This window comes from Clostridium fessum (assembly GCF_027698965.1).
In the GTDB taxonomy this organism is placed as follows: domain Bacteria; phylum Bacillota; class Clostridia; order Lachnospirales; family Lachnospiraceae; genus Otoolea; species Otoolea fessa.
In genome coordinates this window covers 98119-119787 of the sequence record NZ_JAQEQF010000009.1, presented here as the reverse complement: position 1 = coordinate 119787, position 21669 = coordinate 98119, and the positions used below count along the sequence as shown (strand labels likewise).

Here is a 21669-nt window from a genome sequence, read left to right as displayed (position 1 = left end):
CCTGTATAAATATTGATCTGGTTATTCAGCCATTTTGCTGCGGAAATCCCGAATCCGGTCAAAGCAGTCCCGATCCATCTCGATCGCCGTCTGATTTCCAGTCGTCACAATCCACGCTTCTTCCAGAAGCCGCCGGATGATCCGCGCCGCCTCTTTCTGATCCTCTGCGGTCGTCTCACGGATCTCCTCTGTCCAACGACGAATCTGTACAATATCCAGACCATTGTACGCATACTGCATCGCTGCCATTCGCCGCCCCAGGCATCCGCACGGCGCCGTCGCATTGCCGTAACTGCTTAAAATATATCCATTCCGATCTGCTTCCGAAAGCTGCAGTTTTTCCAATACCCCCGCTGCCGCCCTGATCGCCTCGATCGTCTCACTGACCTTCGGATCCCGGTATGTACTCGCCACGATCCGATCCATCGTCGGCGTAAATGAAAACGACGCGCTGTAGGCACCGCCCTGAAAACGGAGCTGCGGCACAAAATACCGGTCATCCAGCGCATTTACATACGGAAGAATCCGCCCAGAAAATCCATCTACAGCGCTCAGCTCTGCCGAAAAGACGGTATACTGGCTGGAGCTCTCCACAATTACCGCCTCCCTGCGCGCCGGAACCGGAAAAGTATACCCAGCATTTTCCCCTCCGTTTTTCGTTTTACTCTCATGGTCTGGCATCCGTTCTTCCCGCAGATTTCCAAGAATCCGCCCCGCACAGTTCCTCATCCATTCCAGATTTTCCCTCGGTGCAACATGAAGGATCGTCACCGCTGTTCCATGTAGGATGCGGTCGCGCACCTCCTCCATCTTCTCTGCCAGCTGGAAGATCGCTGCATCCTCCTGTTCCAGGTGCCCGCGCAGCTCTTTCAAAAACTCATAAAACGCCTGTCCGCCGACATATTCCTGATACCGCGTATTGATGCTATAGCCAGATGCCGCCAGACGCACCGCCAGCGAATACGCATCACTGCGCGACTCATCACAGGACGGAATCGTCTCATCCAATGCCTGAAGAACCGCATTCTTATCTCTCCAGAGTGGATGTGATAAGAGTTCCAGCAGGACATACAGGCTCTCTTCATAATCCTCCGCCATCCCATACCAGCTGACCGCCAGCGTCGGATGGCTGTTTCGTCCCGCCCGAGCCTCCGGATGTCCCTCATTCATGGAAAAATCATGCAGATAACGTTCAATCTGATTTTCCTTTTCCATTCTGCCATACCGGCCATTTTCAAGCTCTGAAACAAACATTGTATATAAAGGAATGTAAAAACGATCCTCTTCCGGCACGCCGCTCAAATCTAAGTATAAACGGTTATAGCTGATCGCTTCCAGATCCGACGGCGATTCATAGACCGAAACCCCATTTATCTCATATATCTGATATTCCGGTGTCTCTTCCGGCGGCGGAAGCTCATCGACCCGGATCATAAAATCCGCATTCGAACACTCCGACGCATTCCACGCATCAAAATCCAGGGTCTTTGCAATCAGCGCATCCAGCTCTGCCTCGCTCATCCCCGCCTTCATCTGCGCCAGATACGCGTCTCGCTCCCGCTCCATCGCCTCTGCCATCCCCGGCGTCGGAACCGTCGTGACAAGAACCCGCCGCTTCGCCGCGCCAAGCTCTGCCGCAAACCGGCGAATCTCCGTCTGTGCCGTCCCTGCATCCAGAGAATCATAGGCTGCCGCCTCATCCGCATACACATCCGCATCGCCCGTCAGCGCCCATTTCAGGCTGACTTCCGGCACGATCGAATCCGCAAATACATCCGTATCTTCGCCTGCTGTATAATCATGTATTACCCGCGCCTTGAGCGCCGTCTCCACCACCGACGGGTCGATCCCGCGCTCCTGCATCTCGCACAATGTCTCATCCGACACCTGCCGGAACCGTTCCGCATCCTTCGGACTGCAGTCTGTCATTTCGAAAACAAAAAATGGCTTTTCCGCCTCCATCATCACCGATGCACTCGCATCACAATGGATGCCCGCCGTCCGCAGCTTTTCCCTGAAAATCGATCCATCCACATTCATCATTCCCGCAATGATGCTGTACTGGATCAGTTTTCCCCATGAAATGCCGCTCAGATCCATCGCATACGATACCACTGCCGCATTCTCCGATGCGTCTCCCCGGTAAGCAGGACTGGGAACGGTTGCCTGACGGAAGAATGATTCTCCCCCATTTTCCAAACTATCTGGCTCGGGGCTGTAAAACGCACTCATCCCTATATTCTGCATTCCCTGATTTTCCTGTCGCCCGCTGCCTGACCGGGAACTCCATCCTTCTTCTTTTCCATAGCTTTTCTCTGCATCACACAGATACTCTTTATCCAGGAATGCCAGAAACCGTTTCCAGTCCAGATCCCCATACAACAAAATCAGGGCATTATCGAACCGATAAAACCGATCATACATCTCCATCGTATGTTCATACGTCAGATCCTTATAAAAACGGTGCGCCTGTCCATTCGCATTTGCCGCCGTCTCCCCCGGATACAGCGCCCGCAGGATATTCCGCAGTGCCTCATTATCTGTATCATTCAGCATACCGAAATCCTCGCTGTACACCGTCCCTGCCAGCGTGATCGGGCTTTTGCGGTCGCGCAGCTCATAGCGGACCGCTTCACGGTCAAAAAAGCGGCGTTCCCGCCGGATTCCCGGCGCTTTCATACAGCTTAAATACACATCTGCCATCTTAATGAGCTGTTCCTCGCTCTGGCTGCATACCGGATATGCCGTAAACGGTATATAGGTAAATGCATTTACAAATGTGTGGTATGTCTTGCTGCAAAGATCAAAAAAAATATCCTTACTCGGATATTTATCAGAGGAAGCAAGTACCGAATGCTCAAACACATGGTTCGTGTCCGTCTCATCCAGATGCGGTGTCCGATAGGAAATCGAGAATCCCCGGTTTGTATCTTTATTTCTGATATAAAACAGGGACGCCCCGCTTTTCTCATGTTCAAAATACAGTGTCTGCGCTCCCAGCGCCTGCAGTTTTCCCACCTGTTTCAATGTAAAACCTGCTGTCTGAAATCCCGGCTGCAGTCTACCATCTGCCGCCCTCCACTGCTTTGTACCTGCCATTCTTTTATCATGCCTCCTGCCATCATTCGTCTGCTGTCTTTTCTCTATATCTATTATACAAGAGCACATCCTATATTTCCATAGAAAAAAACACATCCGGTTCACTCTGTGTTCCGGATGTGCTTCTCTGATTCATAAATCTCTTATTTATTCTTTCCGCAGCACTTCTTATATTTCTTACCGCTTCCGCATGGACACGGATCATTCGGATAAATCTTATGTGTATTGCGGACTGTGCCAGATGCCTTCTGCTCGCGGTACAGCTCTGTTCTTCTCTCCTCAGTCAGGATTGCATCCCACTGCGGAAGCTCATACAGCCAGGTAGCCTTTGCTTCTACCATGTTGTAGTATAACTTCTCCGGGTCGATCTCGATCTTAACCTTGGTGTCCTCGTCCATGGTCTCAATCGGGTTCTCATAGCCCTTTAAGCTCTCATTGATGCCATCCAGAAAGCCTGTCATGATCAGAACTTCTGTATCATACTTCTCAGCCAGTTCTTTTACAGTGCCCTCTACTACTTCTGTCGGGTTTGCAAGGATCTGCTCATAGATACCTTTCTCAATTGTAAAATATCCAGACCAGAGTTCCTCTTTCTTTTTATCATCCAGTCCGTCACCATATGCCAGATTACGCCAATTTTCTAACAGTGTCATCGGTAATTCCTTCCTTTTTTCGTTCTTTCATTACTATAATAACATAGTATATTTAAGTATATAACAAGTTGGGGGGATTTGCAAGGAGGAAAACTGGCATCTGCCTATTTTATCGCATAAGCAAACGTATCACTCATTCCGTATCGCCGCCAGCGGACTCAGCTTCATCGCGCGCATTGCCGGGAAGAATCCGGCTGCCATGCCGATGATGATGGCAAATCCTACCGATGGAACTGCCAGCCAGATCGGGATCACGGACAGTTTTCCATCCATTCCATATAAAAAAGTCGCTGCCAGAAACTGGTTAATCAGCACGGAAACCATAAAACTCAGCGCCAGTCCGATGAGTCCTCCCATGAAACCGATAAAACCTGCCTCAATCAGAAACATATTTCGGATGGTTGCAAGGGAACATCCCAGCACTTTCAGCACGCCAATCTCTTTCGTCCGCTCATAGATGGACATCATCATCGTGTTGGCGATGCCAATCGCAGCAACCAGGAGGGAGACGGCGCCGATGCCGCCGAGGGCTGCCTGAATCATATTAGACTGCTGCTTGGACTGTTCCAGCCACTCCATCTGGCTGTTTGCCTCGTAGCCCATGTTGCTGATGGCTTTCTGCACCTCAATTACATGATCCATGTCGTCCACATTTACCGTCGCTTCTTCATAGACAAAATAATTGTAAGGTTTTCCTTTTTTGTTGGTCGGCTGTCCCGGAATCGGCTTTTTCTTAAATATCTGTTTCAGCTGTGTCTTGAGCTTATTCAGATCCACGTAGACGCCGTAGCTGTAATCACTCCAGTCTTCCGGTCCACCCGCTACCATTCCAGCCGTTTTCATCATATATTTCTTTGGCGCCGCTACTTTCTGGCTGCCATCCTCGCCGCTGGAATTTCCCTTGGACTGATAGTACGCATCCGTGTCAAAGATCGTAAACATCGGTTTGTTGATAAAATCGATGTCCGGCATCTCCCCGGTGTCCCAGTAACCTTTTCCTGTCTTGGCATTGCTAAAATTCTGTGCGACCATATTTCCGACTACCATCTCCATGTCCTTCGTTTCAGTTGTCGGCAGGCTTCCTTCTCCCAGCTTGATATTCTTCATCGCTCCCAAGGGGATCCCATGCAGCTGCACGTTTCCCTCGTAGGCACCCTGACGCATAATCACATTCAGGTTCAGATCCGGATAAGCACTTGTCACATGCGGAATCTTTTCAAATGTCTTCATCGTCTCATCCGTCATGAAGCTGTCTTCCGGATTTTTCTTGTCACTGGAATTTCCATTGTTATAATTATATACCTGAATCGCGGTCAGGCTTCCATAGGAAGAATACTGTTTGATGGTAAATTCTTTCAGTCCTATTCCGATGGAAACCATGACAACGATCGATGCCGTACCAATCACGACTCCCAGAACCGTCAGAAAGGTACGGAGCTTTCTGCGAAACAGGTTGTTGACGCTCATCGTCAGCAGATCACTGAATCTCATTTTCACCGGTCCTTTCTATTTTTTCTTTCTTTTCAGATGATCGTTTTGTTCTTTTTCAACGTCCTTTGTTTCGTCTTCCGATACATCTGCTGTCGTCATTTCCGGCTCGCCCAGCTCATTGTCCAGTTCCTCTTCTAATTCGTCTTCAAGCGCCTTTTCTCCTGCTATTTTCTTCTTTTTCCTCTTCCAGACAACTACACCGACACCTGCGCCCACCAGCGCAGCGATCACAAGCATCGGAGCGATCCGCCCAGCGCCGCCCGCTTGCGCCGCATCGGCATCTGCATCCATGCCGTTGTCCATTCCATCCATGCCGTCCATCCCGTCATCGGAAAACGCCTCACTCACGTTCAGAAGCATTTCTTTTTCAGTCTCTGAAACGACTCCATTTTCATCCTCATAGGAAATGATAATCTTCACTTTTCCATCATCGGTTGTCGGAGCAATCGCGGTCAGCATCGTATCGACATTGCCGGTTTCGCCCGGCTTGATATTTCCCACATAAGCGTCAGCTGGTTGGATAGAATCTGCCTCAAAACGCGCCATAACATTGTAAAGAATTACTTTTCCGGTGTTGTTGATGCCAAACATGACATTCGTCTCAGAACCAACCTCGATCGCATCCGGCATCACATCGATCGTGCTGGTGTTCAGCCGCGGCTCCTGCTTGACCGGGAGGGCAATTTTGACTTCTTCCTTGGCATTTTTAAATTCCGGGCTGTCGTACTGCTCCTGAATCGTCATGCGGTATGATTTCTGCTCCGCCGTCGGCGCCGCCTTGAACACCATCGAGAGATCCGCCGTCGCCCCCGGCGCCATGTTATTGACAACTACGGAGGTGGAACCGCTCTCGGATGTAAAGATCGGCGTATTTTCAACTTCTTCCGAAGCAAATGTAAACATAATATTGGAAGCTGCCACATCCGAAGACGCATTCTTCATCCGCACACGCAGTTCAAATGGCTGTCCGGCATAGATCTCTGCCGGGATCGTCTCGAAGCTGTCCACGATGATACGCGCCTTGGTTCGATCCTGCTCGCCCGCATCCGCCGACAGCTCATCGTCATCTTTTCCCTTGACGCGCACGTAAAACACCTTGTCCACCGGCTCCGAAAACTCGCCGCCCTCTTCTTCGCGGTATGTAACCAGATAGTGAATCGGGAAAAAGCCCGATTTTACGTCCTCACGCACCATCATGCTGTACGGAACCGTCACCATCTGCCCTGATTCCATATCCCCCATTTTACGGTTGTAGTTGCCCTCATTGATATCAAACGGGAATTTTGTTATATCGGCGTCAAGCTGCATATCCACGCGGACATCGTAAACCTTTTTAAGTCCCGTATTGGTCAGGTTCACGCCAAAATCCATGACCTGATTGTACCCCGCATACGGCGTCTGCTGGTTATCGCCGATGGAAAAATCGTAATCCAGCTTCGTGTTGTCGTCTTCCTCGGTGGAGGAACCATCGTAGGCGGATACCCAGATGTTGACACCAACCGCGGTCTTATCCTTTCCCTTTTGTCCAATAAAAAAGAATGCCTGATAATAGCCGGCCGGTAAATCTCTGCGTAGTTTATAACTTAAACTAACAGTTTTTGAAGTACCTGCTTTTACATTTATAGCTTTTGGCTTAAATGAATTTGAATCCGTTTCAAACGGAAATGATTTTGAATACCATCTGATAGCATCGCTATCATCACTCTCATCCGCATCATCGGATTCTCCAAAATTTTCTGTCATTAAATCATCAAATTCTTCCGCATTTGCCAGCCAAATTTCCTTTAATTCCTGATCCCTTTTCTCATGTATATTATGAACCGTCATCTTAATCGAAATTTTATTTCCGGCCTTTCCGTGCGGCACTTTGCTGACGGTAATTAAATCATTGTTATATTTTGTCATATCCAGCATCTCCGCCTGCGCTGTCCGGCTTCCTCCCACTGCCAGCACCACAAAAAGCAGCAAAAACACCGCCCATCTCTTCCACTTTCTCATACCTCTCATTTTTCATACCTCCATATCCTCTCACATTAAATGCTGCTTTTATCAATTTCTCATTCTATCGTCAGCATTCCTGTGTTTTAGCCTTCTAAATTCCAGACACAGCCAACACTCTATTTTTATCTGTCTATTTCATATCTGCTCCGTCTTTCGCTCTCTTAAATTTCCTCTATTTTCCCATCTTCCTTGCCCATTTGCCGATTCTCCTCTATCTTCACAATCTTACCATCGATAATATGGAAAATCCGGTCCGCATACGCCGCCAGATGGTTATCATGCGTAACCATAACCAGCGTCTGGTTCTGTTCCCGGACGATCCGCTGCATCAGTTTCAGCACATCCATCGTCGTGTGCGAATCCAGATTTCCAGTCGGCTCGTCTGCAAAAATGATCTCTGGATGTACCACCAGCGCCCGTGCGATGCCGACACGCTGCTGCTGCCCGCCGGACATCTGGTTCGGCATATGATCGCCGACTTTTTCCAGTCCGACCATTTTCAGATATTTTTCCGCCATCTCCCGGCGCCTGACGCGCGGCACACCGCGGAAGGACAGCGGAAGCGCTACATTTTCAACCGCATTCATCGTACCGAGCAGGTTATATGACTGGAAGATAAATCCGACCCGCTCCCGGCGGAATGCCACCAGCTGGTTCTCGTTTAATTTTTCTATGTGCTGTCCGGCTATGACAATCTCGCCCTTCGTCGGCTTCTCCAGCCCCGCCAGCATATTCAATAAGGTAGATTTACCCGAACCGGAGGTACCTACAATCGCACAGAATTCGCCACGGTACATCGTAAAATCAACGCCGTTCAGCGCGTATACCTTCGTCTCGCCGACGCGGTAGACTTTATATAGATTTTTTACCTGTATGACAGGTTCCCGTTTCCGGAGTTCATTCTTCCCCGGCACTTTCCGCTCTTCCATCAGCCTTCTCCATTTTCTAACTTATTTCATGCTCCTGAATATTCCATCGAAATCCATTCCTGACAACCTGGATTTATACAAGTTTCAACCATTGCAATTCCAGTTCTTCTTTCTACATTATACCGGATTTGTTTCAATTCTCCTACCTTATTTTTCTTAATGTTCCTTACGCTTTTCTTACCAGATTTTTCACCCTGTCTGACCGTTCCTTACGCTAATCTATTTTGCCCTGGAAAGTCATTTTTATTTCCTATTTCATCGCAGGTAATCTTCCAGCCGTCATCACATTGTCCATATTTTCTATCCCCCCTATTCATATTTTTTATATCACAGATCATTAAAAGCTATAGCAATCCATCTGGAAATGTTTTATAATAGTTGGGAAAAATATGCTAATACGAATAGAGAAGGAGAATCAAATGAGACATTTGCTGAATCCACTGGATTTTTCCGTTGAGGAGATCGACCAGCTTCTGGATCTCGCTTCCGATATCGAAGCCAATCCAGCCAAATATGCACACGTCTGCGACGGAAAGAAAATCGCGACTCTGTTTTATGAGCCAAGCACCCGTACACGCTTAAGTTTTGAGGCTGCTATGCTGAACTTAGGGGGACGGGTTCTTGGCTTTGCTTCTGCCGATTCAAGCTCTGCTTCCAAGGGCGAGAGTGTGGCAGATACCATCCGCGTTATCTCCTGCTTCGCAGATATCTGCGCGATGCGCCACCCGAAGGAAGGTGCGCCGATGGTTGCTTCCCTGCACTCTTCCATCCCGGTTATCAATGCCGGCGACGGCGGTCACCAGCATCCGACGCAGACCTTGACCGATCTGATGACGATCCGTTCTTTAAAAGGACGCCTGAACAATTTAACAGTCGGTCTGTGCGGCGATTTAAAATTCGGACGCACGGTTCACTCCTTAATCAATGCGCTGTCCCGCTACACAGGCATCCGTTTCGTCCTCATTTCCCCGCCGGAACTGCGCGTCCCGGATTATATCATTGAGGATACACTGAATGCAAAGGGAATCGAGTACAAAGAGGTGGAAAACCTGGATGAGGCGATGCCGGAGCTTGATATTCTCTACATGACACGTGTCCAGAGAGAGCGTTTCTTCAACGAGGAAGATTACATCCGTATGAAAGACTGCTACATTCTCGACAAAAAGAAGATGGAGCTTGCCCGTGATGATATGTTTGTGCTCCATCCGCTTCCGCGTGTCAATGAGATTTCCGTTGAGGTGGACAACGACCCGCGTGCCGCTTACTTCAAACAGGTTCAGTACGGCGTATACGTCCGTATGGCTCTGATCATGACTTTACTGGAGGTGGAAAAACCATGTTAAATATCAGCGGATTAAAAGAAGGTTTTGTTCTGGACCACATCCAGGCAGGACGCAGTATGGATATTTACTTTAAACTGGGGCTGGACAAGCTGGACTGCCAGGTGGCTATTATCAAAAATGCGCGCAGCAGCAAGATGGGACGCAAGGACATCATCAAGATCGACGGCAGCCTTGATCTGGTAAATGTTGATGTGCTCGGCTACATCGATCACCGTATCACGATCAACATCATCAAGGATGGAAAAATCGTAGAGAAAAAAAATGTCAAGATGCCGAAAAAAATCACGAATGTCATCCACTGCAAGAACCCGCGCTGCATTACCTCGATCGAGCAGGAGCTTCCGCATATCTTCTATCTCGCGGATGAGGAAAAAGAGGTATACCGCTGCCAGTACTGTGATGAGAAGTATTCGCTGTAAATTCTCCTGAATATATCAAATGAATATCAAAAAAGCCATGAACGACTTTTCTGTAGATTTACAGATCATAAGCGATTTCATGGCTTTTTATTATTTTCCAGATTATAGATTCCAAAAGTGCCTACCCTTGAACATCTTAATTCCAGAACTCTGTCTTACCTTCCAGCCCGATACTCTCAGCCTTGAAGCACGGATTCTTGCCTTCCTTTTTCTGCACCAGGTAATCATCCAGACATTTGAGCGCTGTATTTCCCAGAATCACGATAACCGGCAGGTTGATGATCGCCATGATACCCATGAGGACATCCGCGAGATCCCATACCAGACCGAACTGGAGCTGTGCGCCGATGAAGACAACTACCACCGCAAACAGGCGGAACACGTTCATTTCTTTGTTTTTCAGCGTACGGCGTGCGATGTAGTTGAGACATCCCTCACAGTAGAACAGGTTGCCGAGCAGTGTCGTAAATGCAAACAAAAGAAGTGCAAATGTAATGAAATACGGTCCAATCACGCCAAATACCGTTCCCAAAGATTCCTGTACGAACGGAGCGCCTTTCAGTTCTTCGGACGGAACGATACCGGTGCAGAGGCACATCATCGCTGTTGCCGTACAGATGAGGATTGTATCGATAAAGACGGAAAGCATCTGTACCAGTCCCTGCTTAACCGGATGGCTGACATTGGCTGCTGCCGCCGCGTTCGGTGCAGAACCAACACCCGCCTCGTTGGAATACAGACCTCTCTTGATTCCCTGCATCATGGCAGAACCTGCAAATCCGCCGAAGATCGCCTTGAAATCAAAGGCATTGGAGAAGATATTGACAAATACCTCCGGGAGTCTTCCGATGTTTAAGATCATGACCGCAATCGCCATCAGGATGTAGAAAACGCCCATAAACGGAACCAGCACGCCGGTAATGCGGACAATCTGTTTTCCGCCGCCTATGATACAGATGCCGACCAGAATCGCCAGAATGGCGCCGCCGATCATCGGAACCAGGCTCCTGTCCCCCATCATAAATTGATGGTAAAAGCCGTAATTCGACATGCTGTCAATCAGGTTAAAAGACGCCAGCATATTAAAACCGCCAGCATAAGTAGCAATCAGGGCAATCGCGAAGACAACGCCCAGCGCACGGCTCTTCAGCGCCGCCTCGATATAATAAGACGGACCTCCGTAGCTTCCGCCGGATGCGTCGCGCTTCTTATAAATCTGTGCCAGCGTGCTCTCAACAAAAGCCGATGCGCCGCCCACAATCGCGATCAGCCACATCCAGAACACCGCGCCGTAACCGCCGATGGCGATCGCATTGGCTACACCTACGATATTGCCTGTGCCGACGCGGCTCGCCGTCGATACCATCAGCGCCTGAAATGCGGATACGGAGTTGCTGTCTGTCTTTTCTCCGACTACCCGGATTGATTCCGGAAGCAGACGGAGCTGTACGAAACGGCTTCGGAGTGTGAAATACAGTCCGACCGCCAGCAGCATGATAATCAACAGATAGCTGTACATAACATTGCTGATCACACCAACGAGTGATGCAAATCCTTCTAACATAAAATTTCCCCCTTTTCTTTTGTATGCAATATAGAAAAAAGAGCCGCTGCCGGATAAAGATGCTCTTTGGTATCTGCATTCGGCAACAGCCCTCTTAAATGATTTGAGCAAAACGGTAAGCCGGGTTATGTCGTTGAATGGTCATCTATCTAGTCCTGCTGTCGCCAGCAGGCTCAAGCGACCTACCCGAGAGCAGACGGGCCGCCTTGCGCTCTCTGTTCGGTCTTGCTTCGGATGGGGTTTACATGTGCCCCGGCTGTTACCAGCCGGGCGGTAGTCTCTTACACTGCCCTTCCACCCTTACCCGGTAAACCGGGCGGTACATTTCTGTTGCACTGTCCTTGGAGTCGCCTCCACCAGACGTTATCTGGCATCCTGCCCTGTGAAGCCCGGACTTTCCTCACCTGCAGCCTTTCGGTTCTGCAGCCGCGACCATCTGTCTTACTCAAAACATCCTAACTCTACCATATTTTCAGGCATTTGTCCAGTCAATCATACTTTAAAACAGCTTCCGCCGATAAATTCGCGCACAATCGAATTGTGCGGCACCTGTTCGCTGCTGACACCCAGAAAATAATCGAGAAATTTGAGCAGCCGCTTCGCCTCGTTGTACTCCGCCGAATCACGCGGAACACTATATAAGATCGGCTCCGCATACTGTTTGAGCACCGAAAGCTCATATAAAAACGCAGAGTTGAACATCGCATCCGCCTCTTCCTGATACGGGAAAATATTCCGCTCCTCGCCCCGGCGTACGGAATCCCACATCCGGATCGTGTCCTGTGCCGACGCACCGCGCGTTCTCGCATCGCGGACCATCCGCCGGATCAGACGTCCGTCCGTCGTCGGAACGCGGTTGTGATCGTCGATATTTAACTGAGTCAGCGCACTGATATAAATCTTAAATTTCTTATCACGCGGCAGTGAATACGACAAATCATCATTCAAACAGTGAATTCCCTCGATGACCAAAATATCCTCCGCCCCAAGCTGCAGAAAATCGCCCTTATATTCGCGCTCGCCCTTGACAAAGTTGTAAACCGGCAGCTCCACGCGTTTTCCCGCCAGAAGTGCTTCCATATCTTCATTAAACTGTTTCACATCGATGCAGTTTAATGCCTCATAATCGTAATTTCCATTTTCATCCCGCGGGCTGTCCACACGGTTGACAAAATAATTGTCCACCGCGATCGGATGCGGTTTCATTCCCAGCGCGGCGAGCTGAATCGACAAACGGTGTGAAAAGGTCGTTTTTCCCGAAGAGGACGGTCCTGCAATCATGATCAGTTTGCGTCCGCTCTCATAAATCTGCTCCGCAATATCTCCGATCTTCTTTTCCTGCAGCGCCTCCTGCATCAGGATCAGGTCGTTCATGCGCCCCCGCGCGATCGTATCGTTGAGTGTTCCCACGTCAAACACACCGAGCTTGTGACCGAGCCTTTCCGCCTCCTGCTGGACATCAAACAGTTTTTTCTGCGGATGGAACGGCTGAATCGCCTTCGGCTGCTTCTTGTTCGGCAGACGCAGGATAAATCCTTCCTCGTACATCTGTAAATCAAAATATTTGAGATACCGGGTGCTCATGACCATATATCCGTAGAAATAGTCGTCATAATCGCCAAGCCGGTAAACATTGACCCGCGACGCCCGCCGGTAATTGAACAAACGCGCCTTGTCATACATGCCCTGCTCCTGGAAATGATCCATCGCCTCATCCGTATTTTCACTCCGTTTCTGCAGCGGCAGATCCTGCTCAGACAGGCGCTTCATCTCCGCTTTCACACGGTCTAAGAGCTCCTGGCTGAGTGTTACCCTGCCTTCCACCTCCACATACAGGCCATTTTCAACAGAAAAGCAGACCGTGATATTTTTCACATTTTCCCTGCCTGCCACATTCTGAAAGGCTTTCATCATCAGAAAGACGGCACTTCTCTGATATGCCAGATAGCCAGCCGTATCTGCCGCTGTGATAAATTCCATCTGGCAGTCCTTCTGCAGTGTTTTATGCAGCTCCCGCAGCCGTCCATTTACCGAGACCAGAAGAATATCATTCTCGTAATTCTTCTGATATTCCTCCGCAATCTCCGCATAGGCGGTTCCCTGCGGATATGTTTTTATCTCACTCCCAATCCGTACTTCCGGCATGTAATCCCCTCCCTAAACAATCTGGATTGGAAACGCCGGTTTCTCCCGCACAACCTTCACGGCGTCTCCCAGCTTCCCCATCAGATATTTCTCCATAAATTCAGTAAAAATGTGTTCAATTCCATAATGTCCAGCGTCGATGACCGCCATGCCCTGTGCAACCGCGTCGATTCCTTCATGGTGGCTGATATCTCCTGTGATATAAACCTGCGCCCCGGCTGCCAGCGCCTCTCCCATCGTGCTTCCGCCCGCACCCGGGCAGACCGCCGCTTTCTGAATCACTGCCTCACCGTCCAGCTTACCGAATACCGCCGCATACGGCAGTCCAAATGCCTCCTTGACCCGCTCGGCAGCTGCCTGCAGCGTCATCGGCTGTTCGAATCGTCCAGTGCATCCGATTCCGTAGGAAGTGCCGTCCCCGGTCTCTCCCATTTTCTCTAAAACCTCACAATCCGTCAATCCCAGCTTCTTTGCCGCCAGATCTGCCATGCAGCCCGGCGCCGCGTCAAAATTGGTGTGCATCGCATAGTAGGAAATATCATCCTGAATCATCCGCAGGACTCTTCTGCCGATGAAATTCTGATCGGACACCTGCTTGATTCCTTTGAAAATAAGCGGATGGTGCGTCAAAATCATATCCGCCCCCGCCTGCTCTGCCTGCTCAATCACAGAATCGGTGGCGTCCACCGCCAGAAAGATCGTCTTCACTTCCTTCCCGCTGCGCCCCGCTAAAAGCCCCGGATTGTCCCAGTCACATGCCATGCTGCGCGGCGAAAGTGTTTCCAGGATCTTGATAATCTCACTGCATTTCATGTCTCGTCTCCTCTATCAGCGCCAGATAGGCGGTCAGTTCGTTGATGCGCGCTCCACGGCGGCTGATCGCCGTCTCTCCCGCTTCACTGGCTTCTAAAGTTCTCTTCTTGTTCTGGGCATCATTTTCTGTCAGCCCTGCCAGCACCTGCCGCGTCATCTTCTCTTCTTTCTCCAGATACGCAAGCAGCACCGGATCTTTCTTCCGGATCAAATCGGCTCCAAAACGGTAATCCTGCTCTCTCCCCGGCCGCATCGTGCCTCGCGCCGCTTCTATCACTATGTAATATTTTCCCTCGTCCGTCAGCATCGCTTCTCGGAGAATCGAAAATCCCTGTTTTTCCAGAAAATGACGCACTTCGTCCTGCTCCGACTGCGGCGACAGAATCAGGCGTTCTTTTCCCTCGCTCCAATTCTCCCACACATGGCGTCCCTGTTCCAGAATCCGGCAGGTCAGTTTTCCGCCCATTCCTGCGATCACAACTGTGTCTGCCTCGCCTGCCTTCAATTTTGCCAGTCCGTCTGACAGGCGCAGTTCAATTTTCCCGGAAAGCCCCACCTCTTCCACGTGTTCTTCCGCCCGCTCCAGCGGGCCTTTCCGCACATCCATCGCCAATGCCGACGGGCACACGCCCTTCTGCACCAGCCAGATCGGCACATAACCGTGATCGGTGCCGATATCTGCCACCCGGCTGCCCGGCTGTACAAAAGAAGCGATCCGTTCCAGACGCTTCGAGAGTTTTACTTCTGTCCGCATGATTTATTCTCCTGTGTTCTACTTTTTATTTCTTCTTTCCAGATCATTCATCCAGATAATCCTTCAATTTTTTGCTCCGGCTCGGATGGCGCAGCTTCCGCAGCGCTTTCGCCTCGATCTGGCGGATCCGCTCGCGGGTGACATTGAACTGCCGTCCTACCTCTTCGAGCGTGCGCGGTCTGCCGTCGTCCAGGCCAAAGCGCAGACGCAGCACCTTCTGCTCCCGCTCGGTCAGCGTATCGAGCACTTCCATGAGCTGTTCATGCAGCAATGTATAGGTTGCCGCATCGACCGGAACCTGCACATGATCGTCCTGAATGAAATCGCCCAGATGACTGTCTTCCTCCTCGCCGATCGGTGTCTCCAAGGAAACCGGATCCTGTGAAATCTTCATGATCTCCCGCACACGCTCAACCGGCATCTCCATCTTTTCCGCGATCTCCTCCGGGGTAGGTTCCCGTCCAAGTTCCTGTAAAAGCTGTCTGGAAGTCCGGATCAGACGATTGATCGTCTCCACCATGTGAACCGGAATCCGGATCGTCCGCGCCTGATCCGCGATCGCGCGCGTGATCGCCTGACGGATCCACCAGGTTGCATAGGTGCTGAACTTAAATCCTTTTGAATAATCATATTTTTCAACCGCCTTGATAAGACCCAGATTTCCTTCCTGAATCAGGTCAAGGAACTGCATACCTCTGCCGACATAGCGCTTCGCAATGCTGACAACCAGGCGCAGATTCGCCTCCGCCAGACGTTTTCTGGCATTTTCATCTCCCAGCTCCATCCGCTTCGCCAGTTCAATTTCCTCTTCCGGGGAAAGCAGCGGCACTTTTCCGATCTCTTTCAGATACATCCGAACTGGATCATCGAGGCTGACGCCATCCGGGATGCTGAGATCCAGGTTGTCCACGTCGATCGGCTCCTCCTCCTCGCCGTCTTCAAAAAGTTCTGGCTCCATGTCCTCATCGTCATCCATCCGGAGAACGTCTACATGATGATTTTCCAGAAAATCATAGATCTGATCGAGCTGTTCCGGGCTCAGTATCTCACCATGGAAATAATTCAATATTTCTTTATTGTCCAGTACATTTTTCTTTGTTTTTGCCAATTCCAGAAGCTGTGTGAGTTTTTCTTCAAATGTAACTTTTTTCTCTTCCATAGTTCGTCCTTCCTTCCATCCTCAGAACCTGCCCGACCATTTCCAATTTTGTTACTGAACACGCATACGTGTCCAGTAACGGAATTTGCCGTGGCTTCGCATTTCAATACGGCAAATTCCTGCTGCCACCACGTTTTCTTACGGCACTTTCGGTTTCAAAAGTGCCTACCCGTGTACAGTAACCCAATTTTCCCAATCCGCAATCACTCCAACGTAATTACGAGCGAAGGCAATCCCGCCTGTTCCCGTATGAGCCGCTGCAGCTCATTCAAATCCGACGCCCGCCGGATCTGATCGTCGAGGCTGTTCTTCTTGATCCGGCGCACCGTCTCCGCAAATGCCTTTTTCTGCTCCTCATTGTTTAAGGATTCTTCCAGACTTGCATTGAAAAGCGCCGCGACTTCTTTATAATTGCCCTCGTCGTCGATAAAGCGGTTCAAAATCGCCGCCGGATTGACATTTCCAGCTTCCAGACCCTCAAATACAGCTTTTGCTGCTTCTTTATAAAGTGGTTTTACAAAATCCTCCGGTCCGATGATGTCCTTGATCCGGGCATACAGCGATGGTTCTTCAATCAGCCATGTAAGAAGCAGGCGTTCTGAACGGCGGATGCCCTCGTCCTTCTCCTTCTTCCTGCCCACCGGTCTCACCGCCGGTCCCGTATTTCCCGGAAACTCTGCATTTCCAGCACCGCGGTTTTCCGCCATTGCCCCGGCACTGCCGACGCTTCCGCCTACCTCCCTGTTTTGTACCGCACCAGTCGTATTTCCGGTTCTATATGAATCACCATAGCGACCTGCATATCCGCCTGCTGCCGTCTCCCCGACGCCATACCGGCTTCCGAGCTGGTTGACCAGCCGCCGCAGATCTTCATAATTGATAAAGTATTCCCGCGAAACCGCCTGTATATAATTATCCCGCTCCAGCGCCTCGCCAAATTCAAGCAGCTTGCGCGCCGTCTGATTGTAAAATGCCGTCTTCTGCTCCGGATCTTCCATATCAAAGCCGGCTTTCAGCACATCGATCTCATAGAGAAAGCTGTTTCTAGCCGTCTCGATCCGCTTTTCAAACTCCTCTGCTCCCAGGTTTTTCATAAATTCATCTGGATCCTTATACGGACGCATATTCAATACCTTGGTTGAAATTCCTGCCCGCTTGAGGATCGGAATCGCCCGTAGCGCCGCCTTGACGCCCGCGCCATCGCTGTCGTAGGTCAGAATGACCTGATCCGTATACCGCTTCAGAAGCGCCGCATGCTGCTCGGTCAGCGCCGTTCCCAGCGATGCGACCGCGTTCGTATAACCCGCCTGGTGCATGGAAATCACATCCATGTAGCCCTCGCAGAGCATCATATATTTCTTTCTCGAAGTACGCGCGTAATTAAGTCCGTATAGATTCCGGCTTTTGTCAAACAGCATCGTCTCCGGTGAATTTAAGTATTTCGGTTCTCCATCCCCGAGGACACGACCGCCAAACCCGATCACCCGGCTGTTGACATCCATGATCGGAAACATGACACGGTTCCAGAACTTGTCCCTGGCGCCGCGCTCCTCAATTGTTACCAGCCCCGTATCCTTTAAAAGCTCGTCCTCATAGCCCTTGCTTTTCAGATACCGATACAGATCGTCGCTGATTTTATTGGAAAATCCCAGTCCGAACCGCCGGATCGTCTCATCCGTCAGCTTCCGCTTTACCAGATAATCATATCCTATCTTTCCCTGCGGCTGCTTGAGCTGGTAATAAAAATAATTGGCTGCCAGCTTATTGATCTCCAGAAGCGCCGCCTTGCGGTCCGCCTTCGCCTTTGCCTCTTTAGAATATTCCATCTTCGGCAGTTTCACGCCCGAACGGTCCGCCAGCATCTCAACCGCCTCGCGGAATGAATAATTTTCATATTCCATCACAAACGTAATCACATTGCCGCTGACACCGCAGCCAAAGCAGTGGTACATCTGCTTGGACGGCGACACCGAAAAGGATGGCGATTTCTCATGATGAAACGGGCAGAGTCCAAACAGGTTGCTTCCCTTCTTCTGCAGCTTCACGTATCCGGAAATCACATCCACAATGTCGCTACGCATTCTGACTTCCTCGATTACCTCTTCCGGATAATACATTTCTTCCTCCTTATACGCTCCAGGCTTTCGGAATAAACAATTCCTTAAACCGGTCAATCGCGTAAATATCTGTCATACCCGCGATATAATCGCATACCGCGCGCTCTTTCGTCTCATTTCTTATCTCCATAATCCGGTGGGATTCTTCCGGAAGTTCCTCCGGATGCGCCATATAATATCCATACAGCATCTCGATCATCTGCTGTGCGCGCCCTTCCTCCGCTTTCGCAATCCCGTCATGGTAGACATGGTCAAACATCCAGCGGCGCAGCCCGTGCATCGCCTCCTCGCGTTCCGGTGACATCGCCACCTCCGGCTTGTCCTGGCTGTGCTCGATGATGTCGTGGATCATGATATTCAGCCGCTCATGCACACTGTTTCCCAGAATGTCCGTGTACTCCCGCGGCAAATCCTCTTCCTTCATGATCTTTCCCCGGATCGCATCATCTATATCATGGTTTATGTAGGCAATTTTATCTGAAAGCCGCACAACATTCCCTTCCAGCGTCGCCGGATGACCGCTCGTCCGGTGGTTCAGGATCCCGTTGCGAACCTCCCAGGTCAGGTTCAGCCCCTGCCCCTTCTGCTCCAGCACCTCCACAATGCGGACACTCTGCTGATAATGCGCGAACCCCTCGCTGCAGAGCCGGTTGAGCACCGCCTCCCCCGAATGACCAAACGGCGTATGTCCCAGATCGTGCCCCAGCGCGATCGCCTCCGCCAGAGACTCATTCAGCCGCAGCGCTTTCGCGATCGTGCGCGCTATCTGCGATACTTCCAGCGTGTGCGTCAGGCGCGTCCGGTAATGGTCGCCCTCCGGCGCCAGAAAAACCTGCGTTTTCTGTTTCAGACGCCGGAACGATTTGCTGTGCAGAATACGGTCGCGATCGCGCTGATACTCTGGCCGGATGTCGCAGAGCGGTTCTTTCCGCTCCCGTCCCCGTGTATTCGCACTCAGCGACGCATACGGACTCAGGGTTTCCTGTTCCCATTTTTCGATCGTTTCTCTGATATTCATCCAGATCCCACCTTTATTCAGAATAATTTACGGAATAAATTCGAAAGTTCGCCCATTATCTTATAATAATATCATATTTTTGTAATTTGGGACAGAGGTTTTCCATGGATTTTTGATCTTTTTCTATTTTCTTTTTTTATTTTATGTGGAAAGAAGGGGAATTATGACTACTTATTTCCATCTATTGAACAAAGGGGCTTAGAATGAAAAAGAGAAAACATCTGTTCTTTTGAATACAGACATCCTCTCTTTACTATCATACATACAAAACGTAACGGCTGTCCCTGATGGACCTCATCTACATTTTATTTTCACTTATTATTTTTACTTATCCGCTTTTTCAAGCAGTTTCTTGATACCCTGAATTGCTACTAATACACCCAGGATTAACAGCAGCACTGCAAATACAAGCTGCAGTGTATTTCCCAGATCCAGACCGGTCGTCATAAATGCGTTTGTGAGCTTTATGATGGTCATGCTCAGTGCAGTAAAGGTAACTGCCATCATGAACAGCATCGGCACCCAGAGCATCCAGCCCTGACGCTTGGTTTTCTTTAAGAATACTGCACAAGCTACAAGAGCAAGTACCGATAACAGCTGGTTTGCAGAACCGAATAACGGCCAGATCTCTGCATAGCCGACCTTGGTAAGCAGGTACGCGAGTACCAGTGTGATGATGGTTGCAAAATATTTATTGGTTACTACCTTTACAAACGGGCTCATATTTTCCTCGTCTGTGTCCGAATCCATGAAAAATTCCTGGAACGACAGACGTCCTACCCGGGCAACCGAATCCAGGGAAGTCAGTGCAAATGCAGATACCGCCAGGTTGATTAATGTAAATACAAGCGAATGCGGCAGACCAACTACGGAAAGAAAATTTGCGATCGCGCCTGCAAAAATCTGCGGCTGGGTGGTAAGTCCCTGTGCTGCTGCCTCGCCATCTGCAAAGGAAGCAACTGCAATCAGTGCGATGATAGCAAGCATACTCTCCATCAGCATTGCGCCAAACGAAACTGGAAGCATGTTCTTTTCATTTTTGATCTGTTTAGATGCAGTACCGGAAGATACCAGAGAATGGAAACCGGAAACTGCGCCACAGGCAATCGTTACAAATAAAATCGGGAACATATACTGTCCATTTACATTAAAGCTTGTAAACGGTTTCAAATTACATGCCGGATTGGCCACAAATACACCGATAACTGCACCGACGATCATAAAGATCAGCAGATAGCTGTTCAGATAATCACGCGGCTGAAGCAGCGCCCATACCGGAGCGACACTGGCAATCAGAATGTACACAAAGATAATAATATGCCAGGTTCCAAGATCGACATAGACCGGGAAATTCAGTCCCAGTGCGATCGCTGCCACCAGTAATAAAATAGCGACGGCTGTGTTGATCCATTTGTTGAATTTGGTATATTTGAGGAAATATCCAAGTGCAACTGCCTCGATGATAAATAACATAGAAGTAGTTGCAACAGCTCCATTTGCCGCTATCTTTGTGACAGCACCTGCCTCATCGACCGTAAATCCCTTAAATGTTCCCGCTACAACATCTGCAAACGCTGCAACAACCAGAATACAGAACAGCCAGCAGAATAAAAGAAATAATTTCTTTCCTAATTTTCCAATGTACTCTTCGATGATGTATCCGATTGTACGTCCCTTATTTTTGACAGACGCATACATGGATGCAAAATCCTGAACGGCGCCGAAAAATACGCCGCCGATTAAAATCCAAAGCAGGACCGGAAGCCAGCCAAAAATTGCTGCCTGGATCGGACCGTTGATCGGACCCGCACCGGCGATCGATGCGAACTGATGTCCAAACACGACGTTTGTATCAGCCGGTACATAATCAACACCGTCCTCCATCTCATATGCCGGAGTTTTGGCGTTTGGATCGATGCCCCACTTATTCTGGAGATAACGCCCGTACAGGAGGTATGCTCCTCCCAGAACAACGATGGCGATTATCATCATCATTACTCCACTCATAGTTAAACCTCTTTCCTTTGTTTATTTATAAAAAAACGCCTCTGCTATCCAGTCGGATAACAAAGGCGAATTTTCTATCCCAACAGCTTTCCCGATCCATCCAGTGACTCTCTGTATTTCCGTTCTTTTATGTCTTTCCATGCTCATTGCATTTTAT

Annotated in this window: 15 protein-coding genes and 1 other RNA gene; 2 read left to right on the top strand and 14 right to left on the bottom strand. The window is 49.7% G+C overall.

Annotated features, from left to right (window positions below; genetic code table 11):
- Window positions 1-21 precede the first annotated feature (21 nt).
- From PG862_RS11935 to PG862_RS11915, 5 genes are all read right to left on the bottom strand, one after another.
- Complete coding sequence (locus PG862_RS11935; protein ID WP_270707505.1) at window positions 22-3099, bottom strand: insulinase family protein; 3078 nt, start codon at window positions 3097-3099, stop codon at window positions 22-24.
- Between the two features lie 143 nt (window positions 3100-3242).
- Window positions 3243-3752, bottom strand: a complete 510-nt coding sequence (locus tag PG862_RS11930) for an SEC-C metal-binding domain-containing protein (protein WP_270707503.1) — start codon at window positions 3750-3752, stop codon at window positions 3243-3245.
- Window positions 3753-3881: 129 nt separating this feature from the next.
- Window positions 3882-5243, bottom strand: coding sequence for an ABC transporter permease (locus tag PG862_RS11925; protein ID WP_118467470.1), 1362 nt, complete (start codon window positions 5241-5243; stop codon window positions 3882-3884).
- A 15-nt stretch (window positions 5244-5258) separates the two neighbouring features.
- The gene (locus PG862_RS11920) at window positions 5259-7250 is read right to left on the bottom strand and encodes a COG1361 S-layer family protein (RefSeq protein ID WP_270707502.1); all 1992 of its coding nucleotides are present in this window, start codon (window positions 7248-7250) and stop codon (window positions 5259-5261) included.
- 155 nt (window positions 7251-7405) lie between these two features.
- A complete protein-coding gene (locus PG862_RS11915; RefSeq protein WP_107001543.1) occupies window positions 7406-8173 on the bottom strand; it encodes an ABC transporter ATP-binding protein in 768 nt (255 codons plus the stop codon).
- Window positions 8174-8592: 419 nt separating this feature from the next.
- Between PG862_RS11915 and pyrB the strand changes: the two genes are divergently transcribed.
- Window positions 8593-9516 carry an aspartate carbamoyltransferase gene (pyrB, locus tag PG862_RS11910; RefSeq protein ID WP_107001544.1) on the top strand — a complete coding sequence of 308 codons (924 nt, stop codon included), beginning with the start codon at window positions 8593-8595 and terminating at the stop codon, window positions 9514-9516.
- Window positions 9510-9935: an aspartate carbamoyltransferase regulatory subunit gene (locus tag PG862_RS11905; RefSeq protein WP_107001545.1), complete on the top strand. Its 426-nt coding sequence runs from the start codon at window positions 9510-9512 to the stop codon at window positions 9933-9935. The genes pyrB and PG862_RS11905 overlap by 7 nt, the downstream gene beginning before the upstream one ends.
- Before the next feature lie 136 nt (window positions 9936-10071).
- Here PG862_RS11905 and PG862_RS11900 read toward each other — a convergent pair whose 3' ends face one another.
- From PG862_RS11900 to PG862_RS11860, 9 genes are all read right to left on the bottom strand, one after another.
- Window positions 10072-11499 carry an alanine/glycine:cation symporter family protein gene (locus tag PG862_RS11900; protein ID WP_270707500.1) on the bottom strand — a complete coding sequence of 476 codons (1428 nt, stop codon included), beginning with the start codon at window positions 11497-11499 and terminating at the stop codon, window positions 10072-10074.
- A gap of 100 nt (window positions 11500-11599) precedes the next feature.
- An RNA gene (rnpB, locus tag PG862_RS11895) (RNase P RNA component class A) lies at window positions 11600-11947 on the bottom strand.
- A 44-nt stretch (window positions 11948-11991) separates the two neighbouring features.
- Entirely contained in the window at window positions 11992-13644 is a 1653-nt protein-coding gene (locus PG862_RS11890; protein ID WP_270707497.1) for a nucleoside kinase, read from the bottom strand.
- A gap of 12 nt (window positions 13645-13656) precedes the next feature.
- Window positions 13657-14457 (bottom strand): Nif3-like dinuclear metal center hexameric protein, encoded by an 801-nt coding sequence (locus PG862_RS11885; RefSeq protein ID WP_107001548.1) that lies wholly within the window; start codon window positions 14455-14457, stop codon window positions 13657-13659.
- Window positions 14444-15211, bottom strand: a complete 768-nt coding sequence (locus PG862_RS11880; RefSeq protein WP_107001549.1) for a tRNA (adenine(22)-N(1))-methyltransferase — start codon at window positions 15209-15211, stop codon at window positions 14444-14446. Before PG862_RS11880 ends, PG862_RS11885 begins: the two co-directional genes overlap by 14 nt.
- A 43-nt stretch (window positions 15212-15254) precedes the next feature.
- On the bottom strand, window positions 15255-16370 hold the full coding sequence (rpoD, locus tag PG862_RS11875) for an RNA polymerase sigma factor RpoD (protein WP_022359694.1): 1116 nt from the start codon (window positions 16368-16370) through the stop codon (window positions 15255-15257).
- A 203-nt stretch (window positions 16371-16573) separates the two neighbouring features.
- On the bottom strand, window positions 16574-18487 hold the full coding sequence (gene dnaG, locus PG862_RS11870) for a DNA primase (protein WP_107001551.1): 1914 nt from the start codon (window positions 18485-18487) through the stop codon (window positions 16574-16576).
- 10 nt (window positions 18488-18497) lie between these two features.
- Entirely contained in the window at window positions 18498-19505 is a 1008-nt protein-coding gene (locus PG862_RS11865) for a deoxyguanosinetriphosphate triphosphohydrolase (RefSeq protein ID WP_117795145.1), read from the bottom strand.
- Between the two features lie 324 nt (window positions 19506-19829).
- Window positions 19830-21512, bottom strand: a complete 1683-nt coding sequence (locus tag PG862_RS11860) for a carbon starvation CstA family protein (RefSeq protein ID WP_022359691.1) — start codon at window positions 21510-21512, stop codon at window positions 19830-19832.
- Window positions 21513-21669: the final 157 nt, after the last annotated feature.

Bases quoted from the DNA above. Each gene is read 5' to 3' on its own strand.
- PG862_RS11925 (WP_118467470.1), bottom strand. From the start codon at position 5,243: ATGAGATTCAGTGATCTGCTGACGATGAGCGTCAACAACCTGTTTCGC.
- PG862_RS11880 (WP_107001549.1), bottom strand. From the start codon at position 15,211: ATGCGGACAGAAGTAAAACTCTCGAAGCGTCTGGAACGGATCGCTTCT.
- PG862_RS11865 (WP_117795145.1), bottom strand. From the start codon at position 19,505: ATGAATATCAGAGAAACGATCGAAAAATGGGAACAGGAAACCCTGAGT.
- pyrB (WP_107001544.1), top strand. From the start codon at position 8,593: ATGAGACATTTGCTGAATCCACTGGATTTTTCCGTTGAGGAGATCGAC.
- dnaG (WP_107001551.1), bottom strand. From the start codon at position 18,487: ATGTATTATCCGGAAGAGGTAATCGAGGAAGTCAGAATGCGTAGCGAC.
- PG862_RS11860 (WP_022359691.1), bottom strand. From the start codon at position 21,512: ATGAGTGGAGTAATGATGATGATAATCGCCATCGTTGTTCTGGGAGGA.
- PG862_RS11900 (WP_270707500.1), bottom strand. From the start codon at position 11,499: ATGTTAGAAGGATTTGCATCACTCGTTGGTGTGATCAGCAATGTTATG.
- rpoD (WP_022359694.1), bottom strand. From the start codon at position 16,370: ATGGAAGAGAAAAAAGTTACATTTGAAGAAAAACTCACACAGCTTCTG.
- PG862_RS11930 (WP_270707503.1), bottom strand. From the start codon at position 3,752: ATGACACTGTTAGAAAATTGGCGTAATCTGGCATATGGTGACGGACTG.
- PG862_RS11890 (WP_270707497.1), bottom strand. From the start codon at position 13,644: ATGCCGGAAGTACGGATTGGGAGTGAGATAAAAACATATCCGCAGGGA.
- PG862_RS11935 (WP_270707505.1), bottom strand. From the start codon at position 3,099: ATGGCAGGTACAAAGCAGTGGAGGGCGGCAGATGGTAGACTGCAGCCG.
- PG862_RS11905 (WP_107001545.1), top strand. From the start codon at position 9,510: ATGTTAAATATCAGCGGATTAAAAGAAGGTTTTGTTCTGGACCACATC.
- PG862_RS11885 (WP_107001548.1), bottom strand. From the start codon at position 14,457: ATGAAATGCAGTGAGATTATCAAGATCCTGGAAACACTTTCGCCGCGC.
- PG862_RS11915 (WP_107001543.1), bottom strand. From the start codon at position 8,173: ATGGAAGAGCGGAAAGTGCCGGGGAAGAATGAACTCCGGAAACGGGAA.
- PG862_RS11920 (WP_270707502.1), bottom strand. From the start codon at position 7,250: ATGAGAGGTATGAGAAAGTGGAAGAGATGGGCGGTGTTTTTGCTGCTT.